A 22,958-nucleotide genomic window follows, 5' to 3' on the forward strand; every position below is an offset into this window, starting at 1 on the left:
CATGATCAAACGTACCCTCGTATTTTCCAACCCAACGTATTTGAGTCACAGAAATAGCCAACTGGTTATTTCATTTCCGGAAAAGGAAAAAGATGATCGCACAGTACCAATAGAAGATATTGGTGTATTGGTGTTGGAAAGCCAACAAATTACAATTTCGCACGGTTGTATTGCAGCACTTGTAGAAAATAACGTAGCATTAATTTCATGCGATTCAAGCCATATGCCTACGGGGTTGCTGTTACCTTTGGACGGAGGCCATACACAAGCCGAACGGTTTCGTTATCAAATTGAAGCATCATTGCCGCTGAAAAAGCAACTCTGGCAACAGACCATACAACAAAAGATCTATAACCAGGCGAGTGTGCTCAACGAACTAGGTATACATGCAGACAATATGTTTCGCTGGTCAAAATCTGTTAAATCTGGAGATCCCGATAATTACGAGGGGAGGGCCGCGGCTTACTATTGGCAAAATATCTTTAGTGAGCATTTGCAATTTAATAGGCATCGAGCAGGAGTACCACCTAATAGTTTTTTGAATTATGGCTATGCAATACTTCGTGCCATAGTTGCCAGAAGCTTAGTTTCATCTGGATTACTGCCAACTCTGGGTATTTTTCATCGCAACAAATACAATGCGTATTGCTTAGCAGATGATATTATGGAGCCATATCGACCATTTGTAGATCGAATCGTTTATAAATTAGTAGCAGAAGGTACATATTTGGAAGAACTTAATACTGAGATAAAGACCCGTTTATTACTGTTGCCTCAAGTTAACGTAGTTTTTGATGACATGACGAGTCCGCTATTAATAGGGGTATCTCGAACAACAGCGTCATTGGCAAGATGTTTTGAAGGAACATCTCGAAAAATTAATTATCCTACTATTTAGATGTGAACCGTTTAAATCAATATCGCATATTGTGGATTTTAGTGCTTTTTGATTTGCCCACTGAAACTAAAAAAGATAGACGGGCGCATGCAAAGTTTCGTAAGGAGATTATGCAGGACGGGTTTACCATGTTTCAATTTTCCATTTATCTGCGTCATTGCAATAGCCGGGAAAATGCAGATGTGCATATAAAAAGGGTAAAGCGCCGACTTCCAGAGAGAGGGCATATAGGTATACTGACTATTACTGACAAACAATTTGGCGATATTGAATTGTTTATTGGACAAGAGATAGGCAAGCGACCAGATACGCCACAGCAACTCGAGCTTTTCTAAGAAGTAATTGCATATCTGAGCAGATAATGCAAAAAGAAAAAAAGTTTTCCACACACGGTGTTTTGTAGCTCAAAATAATATCGTCGTTTAGAATAGGATATAGAAAACTACGCAATTAATAAAAAATCCAGCCTGTTTCAGACTGGATTTTTTATTTCTAATTTTCCAATTAATTTACTGATTTACATTTGATTAAGCTACGGTATGCTGTGTGTAATATCGGTAAATCAAAGAATGAAAGCAAATCACAACCGTCCAAATACTTTTCTTGTTGGTATTCGGGCTGTGTGTAATATCGGTAAATCAAAGAATGAAAGCAAATCACAACCATATCAGCATTCTTTTGATATGTTTTTAAGCTGTGTGTAATATCGGTAAATCAAAGAATGAAAGCAAATCACAACACTGCGCTTAGTATGTCCTCTCTCATTTCGCTGTGTGTAATATCGGTAAATCAAAGAATGAAAGCAAATCACAACCCATCTAGGGAAATTGCGGAGTACGTCGGCGCTGTGTGTAATATCGGTAAATCAAAGAATGAAAGCAAATCACAACTGCTGATCAACGATCATTTTAGTCAGATGAGCTGTGTGTAATATCGGTAAATCAAAGAATGAAAGCAAATCACAACCGCAATGGCGGCTTGCAGCTGTGCCGCAACGCTGTGTGTAATATCGGTAAATCAAAGAATGAAAGCAAATCACAACTGTATTAGATGATTGTTATGTATCCGTTTTGCTGTGTGTAATATCGGTAAATCAAAGAATGAAAGCAAATCACAACCCTTGGTAGAAACCGGCAACAAATCTCGATGCTGTGTGTAATATCGGTAAATCAAAGAATGAAAGCAAATCACAACTTGATTTGGTGAGCGGGGAATACTCTTTTGGCTGTGTGTAATATCGGTAAATCAAAGAATGAAAGCAAATCACAACATCCCTGTGGTAGGGGGTGAGGTGAATTGAGCTGTGTGTAATATCGGTAAATCAAAGAATGAAAGCAAATCACAACCCTTTAACCGTATAAGCCTCGTCATTTAAGGCTGTGTGTAATATCGGTAAATCAAAGAATGAAAGCAAATCACAACTGTCTGCGTCTGCTTCTGGCAAGGGAAAGAGCTGTGTGTAATATCGGTAAATCAAAGAATGAAAGCAAATCACAACGCTGACGATGTTGAGGTAGTTGAAGAAGGAGCTGTGTGTAATATCGGTAAATCAAAGAATGAAAGCAAATCACAACTTCGGTCGACTTCGGAAAACCTACCATCGCGCTGTGTGTAATATCGGTAAATCAAAGAATGAAAGCAAATCACAACTGTTGGTATTATTGTTAACCTCATTTTATTGCTGTGTGTAATATCGGTAAATCAAAGAATGAAAGCAAATCACAACCAAGTAGACCGACATCTTGCATTTTAGTAGGCTGTGTGTAATATCGGTAAATCAAAGAATGAAAGCAAATCACAACTACCTCTTGTTGTACGTCTTCTAGTCCCTGGCTGTGTGTAATATCGGTAAATCAAAGAATGAAAGCAAATCACAACACGTATTTGCAAAAGGTAGATCAATAGGCAGCTGTGTGTAATATCGGTAAATCAAAGAATGAAAGCAAATCACAACCATGTAAAACGTTCACCTACATTGACGACGGCTGTGTGTAATATCGGTAAATCAAAGAATGAAAGCAAATCACAACATGTAATCCCCATTGATTACATAACAAAGAGCTGTGTGTAATATCGGTAAATCAAAGAATGAAAGCAAATCACAACGGTGCGCGTCGCTCGTATTGTGCTTCAGGAGCTGTGTGTAATATCGGTAAATCAAAGAATGAAAGCAAATCACAACGCGAGTATTGTCGGAACTTCTAATCGTGTTGCTGTGTGTAATATCGGTAAATCAAAGAATGAAAGCAAATCACAACTATCTACGGGCTTGACTGTTGTGAAAAACAGCTGTGTGTAATATCGGTAAATCAAAGAATGAAAGCAAATCACAACAGCGTATACATACAGATTCTTACAGAAAGGCTGTGTGTAATATCGGTAAATCAAAGAATGAAAGCAAATCACAACCATACATGATAACACATAGTTAAAATGTATGCTGTGTGTAATATCGGTAAATCAAAGAATGAAAGCAAATCACAACCCAGTAAGTCGATGATAACCGTCGGTTATCGCTGTGTGTAATATCGGTAAATCAAAGAATGAAAGCAAATCACAACTTCCTGCAGGTGATATATTCCATGTTTCGTGCTGTGTGTAATATCGGTAAATCAAAGAATGAAAGCAAATCACAACTTTACAATGCGGATACTTTCTTATATGCGAGCTGTGTGTAATATCGGTAAATCAAAGAATGAAAGCAAATCACAACAAAACGGACAAGAAATTGCCGGCATCGGATGCTGTGTGTAATATCGGTAAATCAAAGAATGAAAGCAAATCACAACTGTAGAGATTGAAGTAATGCAGATCCGTATTCTGTGTGTAATATCAGTAAATCAAAGAACCGGCCGAAGGGAGCTCATTCATTCCATTAAAATTAGCGCTAATGAATAATGAAAGCAAATTATTTATCGAGATTTTGGTTCTCTAAACTCAAGGGTTTTTATTGCTTTCAGTACCGCCTTATGTTTTTTTTCGCTCAAGTTGTGGCCTACTAGACAAAATCTTTGTGTAAGGTAGTGAATCCCACCATGAGGTTCTTTATGCCATATGCTGTCTACAAATATGCCCGTACGGCCTTTGCTCATATTTCTTGGAGTTACAATATGACCCGGAAAAAATTGCACGACCGTGTCACGATAGTATTCAGTCAGAAAAGATTTTAGATAAATAGAATCCTTTAGATTTCCTTCGGTAAAGGAGAAGTTTTTATTTAATAAAGAGTCAAAATCTTCGATTCTAATTATAGAATCTCTTTCTATGATTTCATTTAGCTGGGTATGGATTAAATTGTTTGAATAGGCACCATAATCGAAAAACAAAGTGTCTGTCGAATCTATAGCAATTAATCCTACATAAGAATCTATCCCTTTATGTGGGATATATTGCCATGACGAGGGGATTTTTAGTGAAAATACTCCGCCAAAATCTCTCGTCCGTTCCTTACAGGATACAATTAGAAATAGGGGTAATATAATTGCGATATATTTCATTGTACTGTGGGATTATGGATTATAGTCTTTCCGTGATCCGGAACCAATTTTCTTCTAACTTCCAATTATGTTCGGGATAATTTTTGATCAAGTCTTGATAATATTGCTGTGATTCCAGGGCATCGGTATAGATAAAATAGGTTTGCGGTGATTCGAAAAAACCGCGTGAGATCCAAAACTTTATGGTTCTTGTACCGTTATTTTTATTCGTAGTAATCCAAATATCATTTCCTCCGTTAGAGACAAGAGGAAACTTAAAAGGTAGTTCGCATATACCGTTTTTCATTTCTGTATTTGGTGTAAGCTTTCCTTCTTGAACCTCGTTGACAATTTGCTTTCGTTTGTCGTATGATATAGCCCAATCTATCTTTTCCATAACTGCACTCGGAAACTTGTTGAAATTATAGAATGTCAATAGTAATAGGATCAAGGTGATCGAAAGACTTACTATTCTATTTTGATTTAATTTTTTTCTCTCCTTTACAATTTTAATTATTTGGCGGATGGAAAGTGAAAATAACATTAGGCAGACTACAAGCCAGACAATTGGTTGGAAAAAATATGGCAGAAGGTAATAATCTGAAATGATATAGATTAACCAAATAATTGTCAGTATTACCAGCTTAGTTACCATTGATTCATCTTGATCTCAAAAAGTGTAAAGAACCTTCTTAAAAATACTAAATCTTTCTTAAAAACACAATGAGTTCTTTTAGTTTCTGGTCGGTCCCGAACCGCAATAGTTTTTATCTGCTCATATCGGTCAACTGCCATTCCGACAGAAAGTACACCAAATGTTATACTAGGCGCTACAACTATCTCCATTCGTTTCATATTCTGTGCCATTCTTCCCAGAATTTTTGATTGGCCGTAACTTCATATTCGTCATCCGGCAGTATCTTAGGTGCACTGGATTGAAAAAAGAATTCGACCTGATCGACAAATTGTAATATAGTTCGCTTATATACTTCGAAATCAATTTTTACGAGGTTTTTTCTAATGCGCAGAAAAACTTTATTCTGCTGATGTATTACTTTCCATTTAAAGCCATTTGGGCAATTTTGAATAATCACTTCATTCATATCTTCCTGGAAAATTATAAAGTGACCACAATAAGGTATGAGAGCATCACCCAGCGGAATAGTTGTCGTATGATTACGCTTTATAGTCCTTAGAGCCTTCAGCTGAGCGTAGTAATATCTGGTAAAATATTTTTTTGATAAAATACGGTTTATTTTTGATAAAATACGGCTATTTCTTGGCTGTGTTTATGGCTACCTTGTCCTCATATAGAAATTACATGCCAGAGAGATGAGACTGCTGTTCCCGTTTTCTGTTTACCGCATGTCACTGTCTAATTAACCGAATCTTGATTATGAATAAGACCTTTTATGTACTAGTTATTCTGATGAGCACACTTCTTCTCAGAAAAACATGTTTCTCGCAGGATGCTGATAAGGTTAGGATTTTTCGACCTATCCCTCAATCTCCGAGAATTTCTGCATTATCGAAATATATCAATTACCCAACCGGTGAGGCTTCGGGCGTGCCTGCTATTGATATACCTCTTTTTGAAATCAAGATTAGGGACAAGGTTATTCCTATTACACTTTCATACCATGCAAGCGGTATAAAAGTTGCAGAAAAAGAGACGGAAGTTGGTTTAGGATGGAGCATCAGAGGAATCGGTACTATTGCGAGGTGTTTCGGATCCGTGTTGGATGAATCCGCTGCAAACGGGAATTTTGCTTCTCCCTCGTATACTTTTGAACAGTTACTTTCCAAGAGGAATGAAACTGACGCAAATGCAAGGACGCAGAATTTTCACGAATTGCGAGACATAATAAACAGGACAGGTAAAGATATGAATGCAGATCTTTTCTTTTACAGCACCGGACGTGAAAGTGGTGCTTTTTACAGAAATGGAGTGCCTTTTTTTCAAATGCCTTTTCGAGAGATGATTATAAACAATACAATTCCCGATCTCAACGGAAAATTCAATTTTAATATATCAGGAGATAAGCTTAGCTATGCTTTTACTTCATATTCAACAATCTCCTCCACCTATATTGAAAATGTTTACGGAGAAGATCCCATCGAAGCTTGGCATCTTACCAGCATTAGAACAGCAGACGATATTAGGCAAGTGCACATAGAATATGAACCCCGGGAAATCCAAGAACTGGTGTACTATCAAGAACAGTGCATAGGGAAAGATTTTTTATTTGGAACACCCACGGTGGGAACACAAGCACTCAGCTCTTCAGTTAAAACGTTCACCGACACAATAACGCACCTCGAGCAACGTGTCAAAAAAATCACTACCAATGATTATACGGCAAATTTTGTCTATGCCGCTGAATCTGGACTTTTAGTTCATATAATAATTCGGAATCCATTCACCAATGAACAGGTCAAGCTCATAAATTTCTATTACAACGACAATGACCCAGATCGAGACAGAACCAAGTTACTGGCGTTGGAATTTATGTCGCCCACCGCACTCGAGTTAACTGAAAGGTATAGTTTTCAGTATTCGAGCAGGTTACTTCCCGATTTATCAACGGGAAATGGCAGGCATGCACAAGACGTATGGGGATATTTCAATAACAAATCCAACACGGGGTTGATCACCAGCCGTACCATCAATGGATCCGCGTTATCTTTGACAGGTATGACTGCTTCGGACCTAGCAACTGTTCACACCATTGGAAATGCAGATAGGGCCTCTTCGGCGGAGGATATGCAAGCAGGCATTCTCACGAGTATTACCTCTCCCTACGGCGGATTTGAGATATTCGATTATGAACAGAATAAATGGGAAGAACAGGGTACAAACATAGTCAAGCATGGAGCTGGCCTCCGTATAAAACTTATCAAAAAGTACGACCGGGACAGTACCTTACTCAATGAAACGCTTTATAAATATGGTAAAAATGAAGATGGTCTGGGGACATTCCTTCAAGATGAAAGTTTGTCATTAAAGGACTATGCTGCGCAATCTTTGTACACCTACCAAAATTCCGCAGGAGCCAGTTGTAGTGGTAATTTAGATAGCTGGCAGGCCAAGTTTTTTGGTATTGGAAACTTTCAGGCCGCGTATCTGCAGGGCATGTCAATATTTTATGGTCACGTTACCCGTTATACAGGATTAAACAATACGTTGGCGAAAACAGCTACTATTTATGATAAAGATTCCACGCTCAACAATGTAAATACTGCGATCATGAATAACACCAATTACGGGATTTTTAATCCAGTACTAACAAATATCAACAAACTGCAGGAAATTATATATGGCATGGACGGGCCCACCACTTATAAGCCTATCCGGAAGACCCTATTCAATAGAGAGAAGTTTTTTAATCAGATTGATACGCTTTCTTTTATATACGAGTTAAAACGTTTTGTTGAGCCTCCTCCATCCTTCTGTTCCGGATATACAATAGGCTCTTCACATATGCAACAGTTCGGAATATATGGTTACCGCTATATGGGACAGATTTCCCGCGCAATTTCGGAAACCGAAATTACCTACGGTACATCAAATTTGGACAGCGTCGTTAAAGTCAGAAATTTTGAGTATGGAAATTTGCATCCCCTCTACGTAAAAAAGATTATAGAAACTAATGTTAATGGCTATTCAGTAGAAAAGTGGATCGATTATATAGCTGATGTAGTCAACGCTAATTCTTTAGGAGGTACTGTATTGAGTAACGATGAACTAGCGGCATATCTTTCTATGAAAAACAGAGGTGAAAGGTGGATCCCCATCCAGGAAACTATATTGAGAAACGGAACAAGAATGTCGATGAGGCGTACTTTATATAAAAACTGGGGTGGTGGCCTTGTAATGCCCCAAAGGATCGCAGAGGTAAAGCGCACTGGAGCGTGGGAGAACGAATTTATTTTTCTTAAATATGACGAGGTAGGAAATGTTTTGGAGTCAAAAAGCCGAGCGTCATTACCGACATCTTTTATAGTCGATACTCTGGGAGACCACCAACTAGCTGTAGCGCAAAATGCTACTTACAACGATATCGCTTTTACGAGCTTCGAGACGGCGAACCACGGTAATTGGTCGATGCATATTACCCCATCTATAGTGGACGATTTTTTTGCACCAACTGGAAGTAAAGTGTTGAGTGCGGCTAATAATAAGATAATAAAAGCGGGTTTGACGCCCTCAAAAACTTACATATTATCGTACTGGGCAAAAGGAACTTCGGCAGCGACGGTAAGTGGAGGAGCCGCACTACTCTTACAGAGCAGAAATGGCTGGCAGTTCTATCGGAGAACGATAAGTGGAGTAAGTCAAATAGAGTTAAATAGTTCTTTATCCGATGTGTTCTTGGATGATCTTAGGCTTTATCCCGAGGGCTCATTTTTTACGACCTACACATACGATAAGCAAGGCAATATAAGTAGTATGACAGATCCAGCTGAACGTATTACTTACTACAAATTTGATTGGAAAGGACGGATGCGACTTATATTGGATCAGAACGGTCACATTACAACGAGCATATGCTACAATGCAGCCGGACAAATGATTGATTGTGGACAAGAAAACGGAACAGCTCCTGGGATTGACGAACAGGTGGAAGAAGATGAAGAGCCATATCCACAGCCTCCATGTCCTCCTCCATCTGTTTATGAGACATTTTATTATGCAACATCCTCTGCAGCCGTATGTTCGCAGTCATCTTCCCTACAAGTACGGGCGCTATACTTCAATCCTGCAGATAGTAAGTATTACAGCAATTGTACCTACACTTTAATTCCTGCAACAGGATATTACAGGGGTGTATCTTCGACAACGTACAAATACATTGTGAACGGTGTACAGCAAGCAACAGGCTCGTGTTTACCGCCACTGTAATTAAGGCTAATCTCCATGAATGAAAATTATGAAAAAGATATTATTATTACTGTTTAGTTTTTTTCTGACAATTGCCGGATCGGCCCAGACGCCGAGTATAAACCGAAATTTTGTAATGGGTGTCAGAGTTAAAGTGCCAGGTATGACAGCAGATTCTCAGCTTATCACACTTTCCAATAGTCAGGCTACAAAAACCATTATGTATCTTGATGGATGGGGACGGCCGCAGCAAACAGTAAATTGGATGGCAAGCGCATCGCAAAAGGATCTGGTGAGCCATATAGAATATGACGGGATGGGAAGGGAAAGTAAAAAGTATCTTCCATATGCCGATAATTCTCAAGACGGTTCATACAAAACTAATGGACAGCTCAGCACCTTTAATTTCTACAATGCACCAACGATAACAGATATTGTTCGAACCACACATCCATATGCCGAGACTAGCTTTGAAGTTAGCGAAGATACACGGTTAATCGAACAAGGGGCACCAGGATCGACGTGGCAACTTACAGCTACTAACGGCGATGCACATACAATTCGTCTTGAATACGGTGGTAATATAGCAAATAGCGTTTTGATGTGGGGGGTAAATTCAAATGGAGCGAATGCAAATGCACATTATCCCGCCGGTACGCTTAGCAAGATTGTTAAACGGGACGAAAATATTCCAGATGGACAGAGTTCTGGAACTATCGAAGAATATTATGATGGGGAAAACAGACTGGTGTTGCAGCGACGCAGGGAAAACACAAGCATTCTTAACACATATTATGTTTATGATATTTATGGTGATCTTCGCTACGTATTACCTCCCACAGTTACTTCTACCACATTCATAGAGAACTCTGCCGTTTTCTTGAGCTTTATCTATTCATATAAATATGACAGCAGGGGGCGTCTCATAGAGCGGAAGAGTCCTGGAAAGGATTGGGAGGAATTTGTGTATAATAAACTAGACCAGCCTATCTTATACAGAGACGGCAACAGGAAAATTGCCGGAGAATGGATTTATAACAAAAATGATGCTGCAGGAAGAGTAGTGGAGGTCGGCGTCTATTTATCTACATCATCACGAACGGCACTACAGACTACATTAAATAATGAGGTTTCGACTTCGCTTTGGGAAAGCCGACCTGCAGGGTACTCGTCGTATGGTAATGTCAGTTTTCCGCGAACAAATAAATCCCCTCGAGTAGTTAATTATTATGACGATTATACTTTTAGTGAAGCTGAAATATTAGCTTTACAACCACAGGGAGTTACAAGAAGCATCAAAACCAAGGGGGTTCTGACCGGGAGGACTGTATATAGGGATACCGGCGGACAGCCGTTGGTAGAGCTCTACAATTATGATGATTTTGGAAGGATGGTACAAAAGGCTTCTCAAAATCACTTAGGAGGAACGGATCATTATACCAGTACATTTTCTTTCGGTGGCGAGGTGCTTACCAGTCAACATGTACATAGACTTTCTGTTGCCGGGCCTGCCACAACTATTCTGACTACAAAAACTTATGACCATACCGGTCGTGTGAAAACTGTTAGAAAGAAAGTAAACACACAGCCGGAAATTCTCCAGACCCAAATAAATTATAATGAGATCGGGCAGATCAAGCAAAAGCAAATCCACAGTGAAAATGATGGAGTTACATTTTTGACTGGCATAGATTATGCATACAATGAACGGGGATGGTTGAAAAGTATAGCATCCCCTCAGTTTAGCGAGGAATTGCGGTATCAGGATCCAGATGCAGGGGGCGTGGGTCAATACAACGGAAATATTTCGGAACAGCATTGGGGCCATAATGTTACCGGTACACCTAACCGTTTCAGATATGGCTATGACGATCTCAATCAGCTCGTCTATGCAACCAGTACAGGGGCAGTTATGAGTGAGTCTATAGAATATGACCTGGCTGGCAATATCACGTCATTGACTAGGGATAATGGTATACCGGTGGCCTATTCATATACTGGGCATCAACTAACGTCGCTGAGTGGCGGTATTACGGGAACATTTTCCTACGACGCCAATGGCAATGCTCTTTCCGATCGAACAGCTACGACGTTCACCTACAATTATCTGAATCTACCGATAACTGCGGTGCGGCCAGGAAGTCTAAGCGTATATTATCTATATAATGCATTGGGTACCAAGCTGAGCAAGGCAGCTATGGCCGGTGGGACGCCGGTACAACGTGACTACGTTTCCGATATAGAATACAACAAGGTGGGAACTGCAGCACGGTACATTGAACGTATTACGACCGAAGACGGTTACCTGCAAAATAACGGGGGAACATATGTATACCACTACAATCTTGTTGACCATTTGGGCAATGTACGTTCAGTGATCAAGCGAGGAAGCACACCAACTTCAGTCGACCTCGTACAGCAACAGGACTATTACGCATTTGGAAAGCGTAAGGGGCTTTTGAGTGGTGGGATAAATAAGTACCTTTACAACGGTAAGGAGATGCAGGAAGAGCTTGGGGGAGGCACGCATTCAATGGGAAGCTTGTATACATTGGAAGGGCAATCCGATTACGGAGCCAGGTTTTACGATGCAGAGATCGGACGGTGGAATGTGATAGATCCACTTGCGGAAAAACATTATGGAGTAACCGGCTATCACTACGTACTGAACAATCCGCTTCGATATATAGACCCTTTGGGGCTGGATACGGCCCAGGTAAAGAATACAGATGAAGGCTATGAAATTTTGACGGTTACGGTATATCCAAGAACACCGCTTCCAATAGTTATCCTCAATAATGGAGAAGGAGGATATGGGCAGCAAAATGGTGAAATGCAAACCGCAAAATACGGTTATAATATAGTTAGCGATATCGGTAACGCGATATCAGGGACTTTAGAAGGAGCTCAGTACAGACATTATCTTGGTACGATACAACCTAGTCCGGCATATGGTTTTAAAGTTTATATGAAACCCATATTGAAAACATCTCAAGCTTCGCCATTTGTTAAAAAGGCAGGTTATCTAGGTCATGCCGCAAATTTAGCAACAGTTGGAACGGCATGGGCAGAAGAAGGGCACTTTGGCCAACAAACAAAAGTAGCTACGGCAAAGGCATTAACCGGTTGGGCGGGGGCTTGGGCTGGAGCAAAGATTGGAGCTACCGCTGGAGGAATTATTGGAGCTCCTGCGATGGGAATTGGTGCTGCTCCAGCTGCTTTGATTGGAGGAATATTAGGAGCGGTTGTCGGTGGTTGGGGAGGTAGTGCTATTGCTGAAACTATATATGAATACTAATATGGATATTACAGTTTTTTTTAACACAAAGCGTAAATGGATTTTAGCAATAGGTCAATTGATTTTTATCGCTCTTGGGGGTTATCTATTTTTTTATCCAGAATTATTGAGCTCTGTTTTAGTTCGTAATGAAACAATTATTCAAACAATTGGCGCTATCTCACTAATATATTTTAGCTTTATTTTCTTGCTTTCAATTAAGATTTATTTCAGAAAGGTAGCATTGATTGTTAATAAGAAAGGACTTATAGATAGCTCTAATTCACTAAGTGTCGGTTTTATACCGTGGAGTAGTGTTGTAGATATTTGTCAGATTCATGAGGGTTCAGTAGCTATGGTAAAGATAGATATAACTCATTCTGAGCTTATCATTGATAGGGAGAAAAATTTTATAAAGAGGCTGCTTTTAAGACGTCAGAATAAAAAATTAGGCTCCCCAATCGTGATTCCAATGATAGCCTTAAATACTTACGTGGATACATTAGAGAGACAATTGAGGGAGAAATGGGAACAATACAAGCTAGCTTCTGAATCTTAGTGAAAAATAAAGTCAGTATGATGGTAATTAAGAGCTTTATTTTAACAATTATTACAGCTTTGTCAGCTGTATCCTGCGGGCCAGGATTTGGGGATGTTTCAAGGGACCTCAGTGGAGGTTATGAATATTTATATGAAGGATCTGGTGCTAGTTTAGAAGGACCTAGTTGGGGGAAGCAGATTTATCCAAAAGTTATCGACTATGATTTTGATTCGACCTTTATCATTGTGGTACAAAAACCATCTTTAAGACATCATAAGGCATTTTTATATGGTAAACTCTCAATGGAATATGGAGTCTTTATCGATTATGAAGATGAAAATACCTTGAAAATAGATGTTGATTTTTTACAAAGATATCTGTTTCCCGATAGTATTTTATATCGAAATATGAAATCCAAGGGTATATCCACGGCGCGTAGCACAGCGGATTTTAACCTTATGCAGAGCGTTATAGACAGCCTGTTTCAGTATGATCCCTATTATGTGGACCTATTTTCCCGTCCGGTCAATTATTGGATCATCTCGCATAAGGAACAAAATGAAAATGATTACGTCCCTATGTCGAAAGTATATGGTCCGTATTCAAGGGAAGATTACCTAAAAAAGCGGAAGGAGTTGGGCGTTCCGGAAGAGTTGACCTTGAAATTAGATGAGGATGGTGATAAATGACCCATTGGCAGATGCTTACGTGGGGATGACGCCCTATGGTTTTGTGGGCAACGATCCTATAAATTATTTGGATCCAGACTGTCGGAAGATTGATGGGGTCAGCAGTGGTTATTGTTATCAGGAATACATGAGCTGGCGAAGCGCGATTGGACAGGGCGAGCAGGATCTAGTGGGTCTGATGGAACGTCTCGAATCTGGAGAGGAAGGGTTTTCGACACCGATCACGACGCTAAAGGGAGTTCTGGCGAAGGCGTATCAATATACATGGTCGTTAAAGTAGTGAAGGATATGATTGAAAAGATAGAAATATGGTTGAATATTTTCCATTACTGTATATACAAGGCAGATTATAAACTCCATATGCTGTCCAATAAAATAAACCCTTTTATATTAATAGGGAAAATCCCAGCAGTGAAAAGAAAGTTTGAAGAACAAGGCACAACCCATCTTGATGTTGCAAATAAAGTTTGGACAGATAAAAGGTTCGGTTTTGGAATTATGGCATCTGGCGGGACATTAGCTGGTATTGTAACTTTTTTGTTGTGGGGTTTTACAAGTACTTTTTTTGGTTATTTGAATGTTTATTTTCTGGTTAAACCAATTTATGTTTTTGCTTACGCCATTTTTTCTTTTATTCTTTGCTACTGCACTGTTTTTAAGGGAGATAAGTATGTCAAGTATTTCAAGAAGCTGGATAAGCGATCAAGAAAAGAGAAGTGGAAATACGCCTTATTCACGCTTCTCTTCGTAATAGGATCAGTAGCTCTCTGGCTTTATAGCTTTAGGTTTTTGTCGAAGCTTTAAGATTGGGTTAAGAATACAAGGAAGCCTCGGAGATATCCGGGGCTTTTATTTTGCGAAAGCCTTTTTAGTACGGGGGTTCTTCTGGAGATAAGCTGTTGTTCCAGATGTTAGTTAAACTACGGATAACTACCTGCAAGATCTTTTTAGGATCAATAGTTATGATTTTAGGAAAGGACACAGGTCTGTGATACAGGGAAACGGCTCGAGGATACCGAACAAAAACATGCCGACTATCCATATTCAAAACAATTCATCTTTTGGTTTGCAAGACCAATTATTACAATTTAGGTAAGTTACCTATAGGTATTGCGCGTAGTGTAAATATGGCAATAGAAATTTTGTTAAACATTTTGACAACAAAAATATTGTCATTATATTTAGCAATGGAAATTTTGTTAACATGAGGAATAGTTTAGGAAATCCAGCAAGAGGAGATGCTTTTTATCCCAGAGATAAAGAAATCAATAAATTATACAGGGCACTCAAATCAGGAGCGAGTATATATCTTTCCGCGCCGAGAAGGGTAGGAAAGACGTCTATACTTAAATATATGGAGGAAAATCCCCAGGACGGATACTACTTTGTGTATATTATTACCGAATCTGTTGATTCAGGAAATGAATTTTTCAAAATAATTTTCGAAGCCTTGTTGAATAGTGATGCCATTAATGCGCTGTCTAAAGCATCTGCTAACTTCCGAGATTTTGTTCTTAGCATTATGGATCGTGTTAAAAAAATCTATAACGTAGAATTGCGAGAGCGTGATGAAACCGATTATTACGATATATTGGTAGAGCTATTTTCAAATGTAAAGCGAGAACTCGGACAGCTAGTAGTACAGATTGATGAGTTTCCACAAACCATACAGAATATTTTAAATACAGAAGGTCGTGGTGCCGCTGAACGTTTTATTCAAAAGAATAGAGCTCTTCGGCATCATCCTGAGGTAGCTGGCAAAATACAGTTTATCTATACAGGCTCGCTATCCCTGTATCCTATGGTCGAGCAGGTAACACAGTTAACTGCAGTTAATGATTTACGTGCTGTCGAATTGCAAGCTCTTTCTGTAGATGAAGCGAATGATTTTTTGCAACGGTTGTTGGGAGAGGAGAGTTTAACTATTAAGATGGATTTACTGCAATACGTGTTAGATAAAATGAAGTGGTACATACCCTTTCATCTACAATTGATAGCCCAAGAATTGATTGAAGTATATGAGGTTGAAGAAAAAGAGATCGATGTAATAACTGTAGACAAGGCTTTTGAGCAAGTAGTTCATGTACGAAATCGAGCTCAGTTCGAGCCATATTTTGCTCGATTGAACAGTGTGTTTAAAGGACCGGAGCATGCATTTGTTCTTGATGTGCTTAAGTATGTGGCGTTGTACGATCAGATCGATGAAGATGTAATGGTAGATCTCGGTGTAAAGCATGCCGTAGAAGATATGCAACGCATAAAGAATATAGTAGAAGGAGATGGTTACCTCTACTACAGCCAAGAAGATAGGGTATATCGTTATACGTCCCCTATCTTACAGCTATGGTGCAGGCGACATATGTGTAGATAATTTAATTAAATAAAAAATGGGAGAACCAACGTTATATAATCCGGCAAATCTGCGAGAGGACGATCTGATCGCCAATTTTGTCGTGCGCACCAAAACCTTTGAAAAGATATTCAAGGACATTCGTACTAGTGTTATGCGTTATCCGGAAAAGCATTACTTGATACAGGGCCAGCGGGGTATGGGTAAGACCACATTATTGCTGCGGTTGAAGTATGAAGTAGCACGTACTGAAGAGCTTAAAGACTGGTTAGTGCCGGTGTTTTTTAACGAGGAGACTTATGATGTTACTAGTTTGTCCAGTCTCTGGGAAAGAATATTAAGATATCTTGACGAATATTTTGATACCAATGGCGAATATTATGATTACACAGAGCAATTTGTAGACAAGGAGGATTATGAGCGACTTTGCTTTAAATTCTTGATTGAAAAACTACACGAGCGTGAAAAAAAGCTGATTATTTTCTTCGATAACTTTGGGGAACTTTTCTTGGACAATCTACGTGAAAAGGAGAAACGTAGATTGAGAGAAATTTTGATAGAATGCAATGACATCCGTATTATAGGGGCATCAGCGGTGGTCATCAATGATCTACACGATTACAGCCAACCGTTTTTTGAGTTTTTTCATATTATCTATCTCGATGGACTGACAAAGGAAGAGACCTACGAGCTGATATCAAAGCTTCAAGAGGATTGTCCTCAAGCCAGACGTATAGATATAAAAAGGCATAAAGCTAAAATTGATACTTTAGCTGTCTTAACAGGCGGAGTTATTCGTACAATTATGATGCTGTATCAGGTGCTATTAGACGATCCTAACGGTAAGGCGTTGGAAGATTTGGAGAAAGTATTGGATAAAGCTACGCCACTGTATAAACATCGTATTGAAGATTTGCCTACGCAGCAGAGACGCATTGTCGATGTAATCGCTAAGAAATGGGATGCAGTAAGTGCCAAGGAGATTGCAGCCGAAATCCGTGAGGATGGAAAAAAAGCGCAGACCAAGTTGATTTCAGCGCAGTTGGCACAATTGGAGAAGAATAATGTAGTTGAGAAGAAAGCAACGACGACTAAGAATCATTTATACCAACTCAAAGAGAGATTTTTTAATATTTGGTATCTAATGCGCAATGGTGATCGTCGAGATCGCAAGCGCGTGGCGAGGTTAACCAAATTCTTAGAAATGTGGTATGATGATGAGGATAGCTTTGATGCTTTTGTAAAAAGCCACATTAGTTCATTGCGGTCAGGAAAGTACGCTCCGGCTTCGGCTTTATTACTAGTGGATGCATTGGTTAACTCGGATAAGTTTGATCCGAATAAATTGGATGATCTTATTGAAGAAACATCAAATGTTCTTAGAGAAGAAGAACGTAAATATTTACCGAATCTCGAGAATCGTAAAATTTCTCTTGCTCTTAGATCTTATAAAGAGGAAAATCTAGAAAGGGCTATAAATCTTCTGTCTAATGTAAGAAAGACAGAAGCTTACCTATTATTATCTAAAATTTTTACCGATCTGCAACAGATAGAGGAAGCCAAGGCAGTGTTGGATAAGATAGATCAAATTTCCAATGAATGGTTGAATTTGCTATTTCTTTTATGTAATAGCTTAAATTACTATGATGCATTATTTAGGATAGTTGAGGTTAGTACAGATTTAAAACCAGAACATAAAGAACAAGTGTTGGGCGATGCCTATTTGAATCAGCAAGTTTGGGATTTAGCTTTGGAACATTACTACAAAGCGTTAGATCTGGGGATGGATCAGGTGTTAAAGAAAATCAAATTTATATACGAACTGAAAGGTGATTGGAAAAAAACAGAGGAAGTGCTCATACATGGGGTTGAAAAAGGCGTAATTTCTAGGGGCGAATTATATACATTTTTGGCTTTTACAAAAGAAGATTTTACGTCTTTAGCGGAGTGGTTGAGTAACGCACCGAAAGATGGAGATTATTACTTCTTCAAAGGTTTTTCTGCTTTAGAAAAGCAGGATCGAAAAGGTGATTTAAATATTAATATTACTTCATCGTACTTCAGAAAAGCTGTTGACCTGTATGCAAAGCATGACCCAAATAATGTTCTTAGGGAAATCGCGTATAGTTTTTTATTAATCGGACTTATAGAAGAAGTAAAAGACCTTTCTGCTTCTAAAGAGCTCTTGATGGAGATTGAAAGTTACGATATAATCACCTCGTCAAAGCCATTGAAATTAATTAAAGCCTTTATTTTGATATGGGAAGGGGGTTATTACAGCGAATATATAGAACAGCTTTTCAATGATGTTGATAAAGACCACTATGATGTATTTAATGATGTTCTTATACTTCTTTTATCAAGACATCAATATCATCTATTGTATAATAATTTTGAAAAGTACCCGACATTAAAAGAATTATTTAAGCCTACATATTATGCGTTAATGACATTGTTAAAAGATGAGATGCCGAATGAGATCATAAAGATGGGGGAGGAACTAAAAGTGCCTGTAGAAGAAATTCTACAAAAAGTAAAGCAGATGAAGGTAGCTTACAAGCTTAACTAATAAAAGTAGATTTTTTGTAATCCAATAAATGTTTTAAAAGTTGTTATGTCGTATTATTTGAATCAAAAGTAGGTGGAACTGCCAGATATCCGAGTATCAAGAGTGCCTCCAGAGCGCTAGGAATTCATAATACCACCATCTCTGCCGCCATAAGGGGCGATAGCAATACTGCAGGCGGTTACCAATCCCAAGACCTACTATCCCCGGACTCTTTCGGATATTTTTTTGTTAAAATATGGTCTGTTTTTGTTAAAATACGGTCGTTTCCTACCTGTGCTTATGGCTATCTTGTCGTGATATAAAAATTATTAACACGCCAGGGAGATGAGACTCCTGTTCCCGTTTTCTGTCTACCGGATGTCCACTGGCTGCTTATTTTTTTGAACGTTTCCATGAAAAGCCAAATAAGATGAGATTTCACATATTCTGTTTACAGTTGTTTTTAATGGCCTGTGCGATGGGCCAGGACCGTCCGCCCGTTCCGGTAAGCCCGGAGGCCGCGGCACTGATGAAGAAGGTGGACTATCCGGTGGACCTGAACCGTGGCGTGGTCGATATATCCGTTCCGCTGTTCTCGCTGGATGTGGGCGACCTGAGCCTTCCGGTCGGTCTGAGCTACCACTCAGGCGGTTTTCGCCGCAACGAGCAGTCGACACGTTCAGGACTTGGATGGAGCCTGACCACGGATCTTCAGGTCGCCCGTGTGGTAAACGGGAAGGATGACCTGGTCGGCAGCACGGGTTATGCAAACAACACGCAGATCAAGGGGGGCAGTGGATCGCAGTACGATTTCGATCCCAATGGGAGTTTCATGAACAACAACATCTTTTATCTGGAGCTCAATGGAGACGGTACGCCTGATAAGTTCAGTTTCCAGCTTCTGGGCAAATCCGGGACGTTCTATGTAAAGAAAAATACCAATGGGAACGGCTACAGTTTTGTTACGATCCCTTACGAGAACATCAAGATCACATACAATGACGGAGCTTTTTATATTACGGACACCGACGGCACGGAGTACAAGTTCGGCAAGACGACTGCCGAGGCCGGAGAGCTGGCCTCGGTGCAGCAGAGCGCTGCGGAGCACCTGTTGGAAATGACGGACTTCAAGGTTACGGCCTGGAAGTGCCATGTGATACGCTCGGCCCGTGGGGGCAACGAAATGGTGTTCGAGTACGACATGAAGAACCCTGAATACGCCAATACCACCGAGGACAAGGTTGTGGTGCACAAGAATATCTCGAACAGATCTTCCCTTGGGGAGGTCCGACAGGGGAGTCCGGAGCCTTTCTATGGTTCCTGGGAAAGTTTTTTTCCGACACAGGGCCCCCATAAGATCACCTACCTGTCCCGTCCGCTGATCGAGGAGCATTACGGAGGCCTCAATGAACGGAACAGGTACCGCGTACCCTACTATATAAACTCAACGGGACAGTTCGGTTTCCAGGATCTCACCTCGGGTTCGCTGAACAATTTCCGGAGTGCCCAGATATGGCCCCTTGCCCTCAGGAGGATAAGTACGAGACTGGAGACGGTTGAATTTACGGGTGCGTACAAGCTGGGCCAGATCGAGCACAGGACCTCAGGAAACGACCTGTTGAAGAAGGTCGATTTTTTTATATCCGTGTCCGCTCTGAATTACAATGGCGATCTGATGGAAACCAGATACCTGGACTCACTCCATATTTACAGTTCAGCTACCGGCACACCGGACCGTTATGGATTCTCCTATTACAGTAAGTTCAATTTCGGCCACCAGCTCAAGGGCGGTGATATGTGGGGCTATGTGAACGACTTTACGTTCAATTCATACAGTTTCAACAGCAGCACCTCCACGATGCCCTACCAGACCCATCCGGTAGATTGGTACTGGGTTCCGGGCAACACGTACGCGACGTTCGTGAATACGTACTTTACGACGGGCAACAGTTTCTCCCCGGAGGTGCGGCGGCACCGGTACCATCCGAGCCGGTCCGGTATGCTGCAGGGCATGTTAAAACGTATAGTCCGTCCAGGGGGCGGGGCTGTAGAGTTTGACTATGAGCCGCACCGGTACCGGCAGCAGATGGACAACGGCAGCTATGCCCAGTCGGTCCCCGTAGAGGCCGGCGGTCTGCGGATACGGACGGTCAGCCATATCGATTTCAGGGACGGCCAGAAACTGCTGAAACAGGAGAGCTACCGGTATGGGCGCAACGAAGAAGGTACCGGAGAGTGTTTTATCCGTCCGCCCCGGTCAAAGGAGGCACGCTATTACAATTTTGTGGGTGTTGAGGCCGAACCCATCTACAATGTATTTTACACCAGGAACAGCTATACAACTGTGATCAATGGGATATCGGTACCTTCCAATACGTCATATTATCTGACCAAGGATACGGTGTACACCTATTATCCGGGAGAGCATTTCAACTATTCGATGCCCAACGGTTCCCCCGTGTATTATACGCATGTTACCAGATACGATGTGGATTACGGGCAGCAGAGCGGCAAGACGGTTTACGAGTATTACGGTCCGGAAGCTTTTATGAGCGTCTATACACGTTATCTGTTCGAGATGTTCCATGTTCCCTATTTTGAGAGTGCGCCGATCAAGTCGTTCTATGAGCTTGGGCATCTGAAGTCAAAGACTTTATATAAGCGGAGCAACCGCCCGTTACCGAGGTTTGAGAAGGTACACAGGCAGCAGTACAGCTATACACGGTACCTCCAGAGCGGTGTCATCCGGGTATTACATGCGCGCAGACGTACCAATTTTTATGCCCTGAACAGCAATAATCCCTATACGGACCACCAGATCTATGTGCCCGGATTTTACTCCGGGAGTTCGGGCGGGATATCGGCAGGAGCTGACGGTTACCGGTTTTATGAATATACGATCTCCTGCGGCAGGATGCTGGTCGAGCAGGAGCGGGAGACCAGCTATACCCCCACAGGAGATTCGGTTGTCACGGTCCGGGACTACAGCTATGCGAGTCTTCCCTACCTACAGCCCTCATCCGTTAGTGAAACGGGAGGTGACGGCACGGCCAGGGAGACGGTCTACAGGTATCCCAACAACTATCCATCCAATAGTGTCTTTCAGTCCATGACAGCAAAGAACATGGTCTCTGTACCCGTAGAGCGGATCGAGAAGGTAAACGGATCAGAAACCTACCGGCAGCTCACCGAATACAGGGCCATCGGGGAAGGCGCGTTCTATGTACCCTCCCGGGTACGGGAGGCCCGTAGCGGGGGAACGCTGTATGATGTGCTGAACTACGGTCTCCATGATGTTTACGGCAACGTCCTTCAGTACAGTGAGCGGGACGGTGTTCCCAACAGTATCCTCTGGGGGTACAGCTCAAGCCGGCCGGTCCTGGTGGGCAGGAACCTTTCCTACTCGGGCATCACATTCCGTGAAGAGAACTGGGTGCGAAATCCGGCAAGTGCCCCATCCCTGGAATCCAATCTGATGTCAGAACACCCCGGTCTGGGGCCCGCAACCTCGGATATACGGTATTTCACGTATGACAGGACCGGGAATATCATGAGCGAGTTCGACGGGAGACTGCTTCCGACGCGTTATACCTATGACGGCAACAACCGTCTGGCCTCGGTGCATGACCACGGGGGCAGGGTGACCAGAAAGATAGACTACAACCTTTACGAATGGCAGCCGTGGGTACTTTCCACGATATCGTTCAGCCGGCCCGCTATGGCGACGATCAGCTGGAATACGATGCTCTATAATTATGTAAAGTATGGAGGCGACAAGCTTGGGGCAGACATCGATCTGGCGACGCTGCAGGCGGAGGGAGAGATTCCTGTCTCCTATTACTACGTAGATTTTTCCGATACGACCCAGGCTCTTTCCGCACCTGCCGGACAGCAGTTTGTGGAGCTGAAGCTGTACAGTGCATATATGACGGCCTATGACTATCCCAGGTATGCCTACGTGGATATCCTTAAGGATGGCCACGTCGTTGCGAGCAGTTCGAGACTGCCTTTCAATGAGATGATGGCGGCACAGAAGAGCCATATATCGATGTACGTTCCCGGAGGCAGCTATACGGTGAGCTTCCGTGTGGACCCCTCGGCGCGGCATGAGGACGGCTTTTTTACAAATTTTTATGTAAATAATACAACTGCCGGTACCTCGTCGATGATCCAGCAGGGCAGCAGTCATACATTTGTTATGGGGAGCAGTTACGAGATCTGGGTAACCAATTTTTGACGGTATGGAATATAGGGCACAGTTTTTTTTTACGGCATCTGGTTTGATTGAGACAAACCA

General features: G+C 41.3%; 14 protein-coding genes, 1 pseudogene and 1 CRISPR repeat array. Of the genes and pseudogenes, 12 read left to right on the plus strand and 3 right to left on the minus strand.

Translation table 11 applies throughout. The features are described from left to right. Position 1: 1 nt before the first annotated feature. Together cas1 and cas2 are read left to right on the plus strand one after the other, a co-directional pair. Positions 2 to 898, plus strand: coding sequence for a type II CRISPR-associated endonuclease Cas1 (gene cas1, locus FAZ15_RS01445; protein WP_136899403.1), 897 nt, complete (start codon positions 2 to 4; stop codon positions 896 to 898). Positions 899 to 900: 2 nt separating this feature from the next. After that, positions 901 to 1,233 carry a CRISPR-associated endonuclease Cas2 gene (cas2, locus tag FAZ15_RS01450; protein WP_136899405.1) on the plus strand — a complete coding sequence of 111 codons (333 nt, stop codon included), beginning with the start codon at positions 901 to 903 and terminating at the stop codon, positions 1,231 to 1,233. 206 nt (positions 1,234 to 1,439) lie between these two features. After that, a CRISPR array of direct repeats spans positions 1,440 to 3,687; the repeat unit is 46 nt; unit sequence GCTGTGTGTAATATCGGTAAATCAAAGAATGAAAGCAAATCACAAC. A 123-nt stretch (positions 3,688 to 3,810) separates the two neighbouring features. Here cas2 and FAZ15_RS01455 read toward each other — a convergent pair. From FAZ15_RS01455 to FAZ15_RS01470, 3 genes are all read right to left on the minus strand, one after another. After that, complete coding sequence (locus FAZ15_RS01455) at positions 3,811 to 4,395, minus strand: hypothetical protein (protein ID WP_136899407.1); 585 nt, start codon at positions 4,393 to 4,395, stop codon at positions 3,811 to 3,813. Between the two features lie 19 nt (positions 4,396 to 4,414). Continuing rightward, a complete protein-coding gene (locus tag FAZ15_RS01460; RefSeq protein WP_136899409.1) occupies positions 4,415 to 4,771 on the minus strand; it encodes a hypothetical protein in 357 nt (118 codons plus the stop codon). A gap of 454 nt (positions 4,772 to 5,225) precedes the next feature. Further along, a complete protein-coding gene (locus tag FAZ15_RS01470; RefSeq protein WP_136899413.1) occupies positions 5,226 to 5,477 on the minus strand; it encodes a hypothetical protein in 252 nt (83 codons plus the stop codon). A 293-nt stretch (positions 5,478 to 5,770) separates the two neighbouring features. Between FAZ15_RS01470 and FAZ15_RS01475 the strand changes: the two genes are divergently transcribed. The 10 genes and pseudogenes from FAZ15_RS01475 to FAZ15_RS01515 all read left to right on the plus strand — a co-directional run bounded on the left by FAZ15_RS01475 (position 5,771) and on the right by FAZ15_RS01515 (position 22,898). Continuing rightward, on the plus strand, positions 5,771 to 9,277 hold the full coding sequence (locus tag FAZ15_RS01475; protein WP_136899415.1) for a hypothetical protein: 3,507 nt from the start codon (positions 5,771 to 5,773) through the stop codon (positions 9,275 to 9,277). A 28-nt stretch (positions 9,278 to 9,305) separates the two neighbouring features. After that, entirely contained in the window at positions 9,306 to 12,554 is a 3,249-nt protein-coding gene (locus tag FAZ15_RS01480; protein ID WP_162304843.1) for a DUF6443 domain-containing protein, read from the plus strand. Between the two features lies 1 nt (position 12,555). After that, positions 12,556 to 13,092 (plus strand): STM3941 family protein, encoded by a 537-nt coding sequence (locus tag FAZ15_RS01485; RefSeq protein ID WP_136899419.1) that lies wholly within the window; start codon positions 12,556 to 12,558, stop codon positions 13,090 to 13,092. Positions 13,093 to 13,109: 17 nt separating this feature from the next. Then, positions 13,110 to 13,763, plus strand: a complete 654-nt coding sequence (locus FAZ15_RS01490; RefSeq protein WP_136899421.1) for a hypothetical protein — start codon at positions 13,110 to 13,112, stop codon at positions 13,761 to 13,763. Next, positions 13,750 to 14,043, plus strand: coding sequence for an RHS repeat-associated core domain-containing protein (locus tag FAZ15_RS01495; RefSeq protein WP_136899423.1), 294 nt, complete (start codon positions 13,750 to 13,752; stop codon positions 14,041 to 14,043). The genes FAZ15_RS01490 and FAZ15_RS01495 overlap by 14 nt, the downstream gene beginning before the upstream one ends. An 8-nt stretch (positions 14,044 to 14,051) precedes the next feature. Next, the gene (locus FAZ15_RS01500; RefSeq protein ID WP_136899425.1) at positions 14,052 to 14,567 is read left to right on the plus strand and encodes a hypothetical protein; all 516 of its coding nucleotides are present in this window, start codon (positions 14,052 to 14,054) and stop codon (positions 14,565 to 14,567) included. A gap of 400 nt (positions 14,568 to 14,967) precedes the next feature. Beyond that, positions 14,968 to 16,134, plus strand: a complete 1,167-nt coding sequence (locus tag FAZ15_RS01505) for an ATP-binding protein (protein ID WP_136899427.1) — start codon at positions 14,968 to 14,970, stop codon at positions 16,132 to 16,134. A gap of 16 nt (positions 16,135 to 16,150) precedes the next feature. After that, positions 16,151 to 18,682 carry an ATP-binding protein gene (locus FAZ15_RS01510; RefSeq protein WP_136899429.1) on the plus strand — a complete coding sequence of 844 codons (2,532 nt, stop codon included), beginning with the start codon at positions 16,151 to 16,153 and terminating at the stop codon, positions 18,680 to 18,682. An 80-nt stretch (positions 18,683 to 18,762) separates the two neighbouring features. Continuing rightward, positions 18,763 to 18,984, plus strand: a pseudogene (locus FAZ15_RS23085) (hypothetical protein); the annotation flags it as partial. Positions 18,985 to 19,091: 107 nt separating this feature from the next. Further along, on the plus strand, positions 19,092 to 22,898 hold the full coding sequence (locus FAZ15_RS01515; protein ID WP_136899431.1) for an RHS repeat domain-containing protein: 3,807 nt from the start codon (positions 19,092 to 19,094) through the stop codon (positions 22,896 to 22,898). The last annotated feature ends 60 nt before the right edge of the window (positions 22,899 to 22,958 follow it).

Origin of the sequence: Sphingobacterium olei, assembly GCF_005048855.1 — a bacterium.
GTDB classification, from domain to species: domain Bacteria; phylum Bacteroidota; class Bacteroidia; order Sphingobacteriales; family Sphingobacteriaceae; genus Sphingobacterium; species Sphingobacterium olei.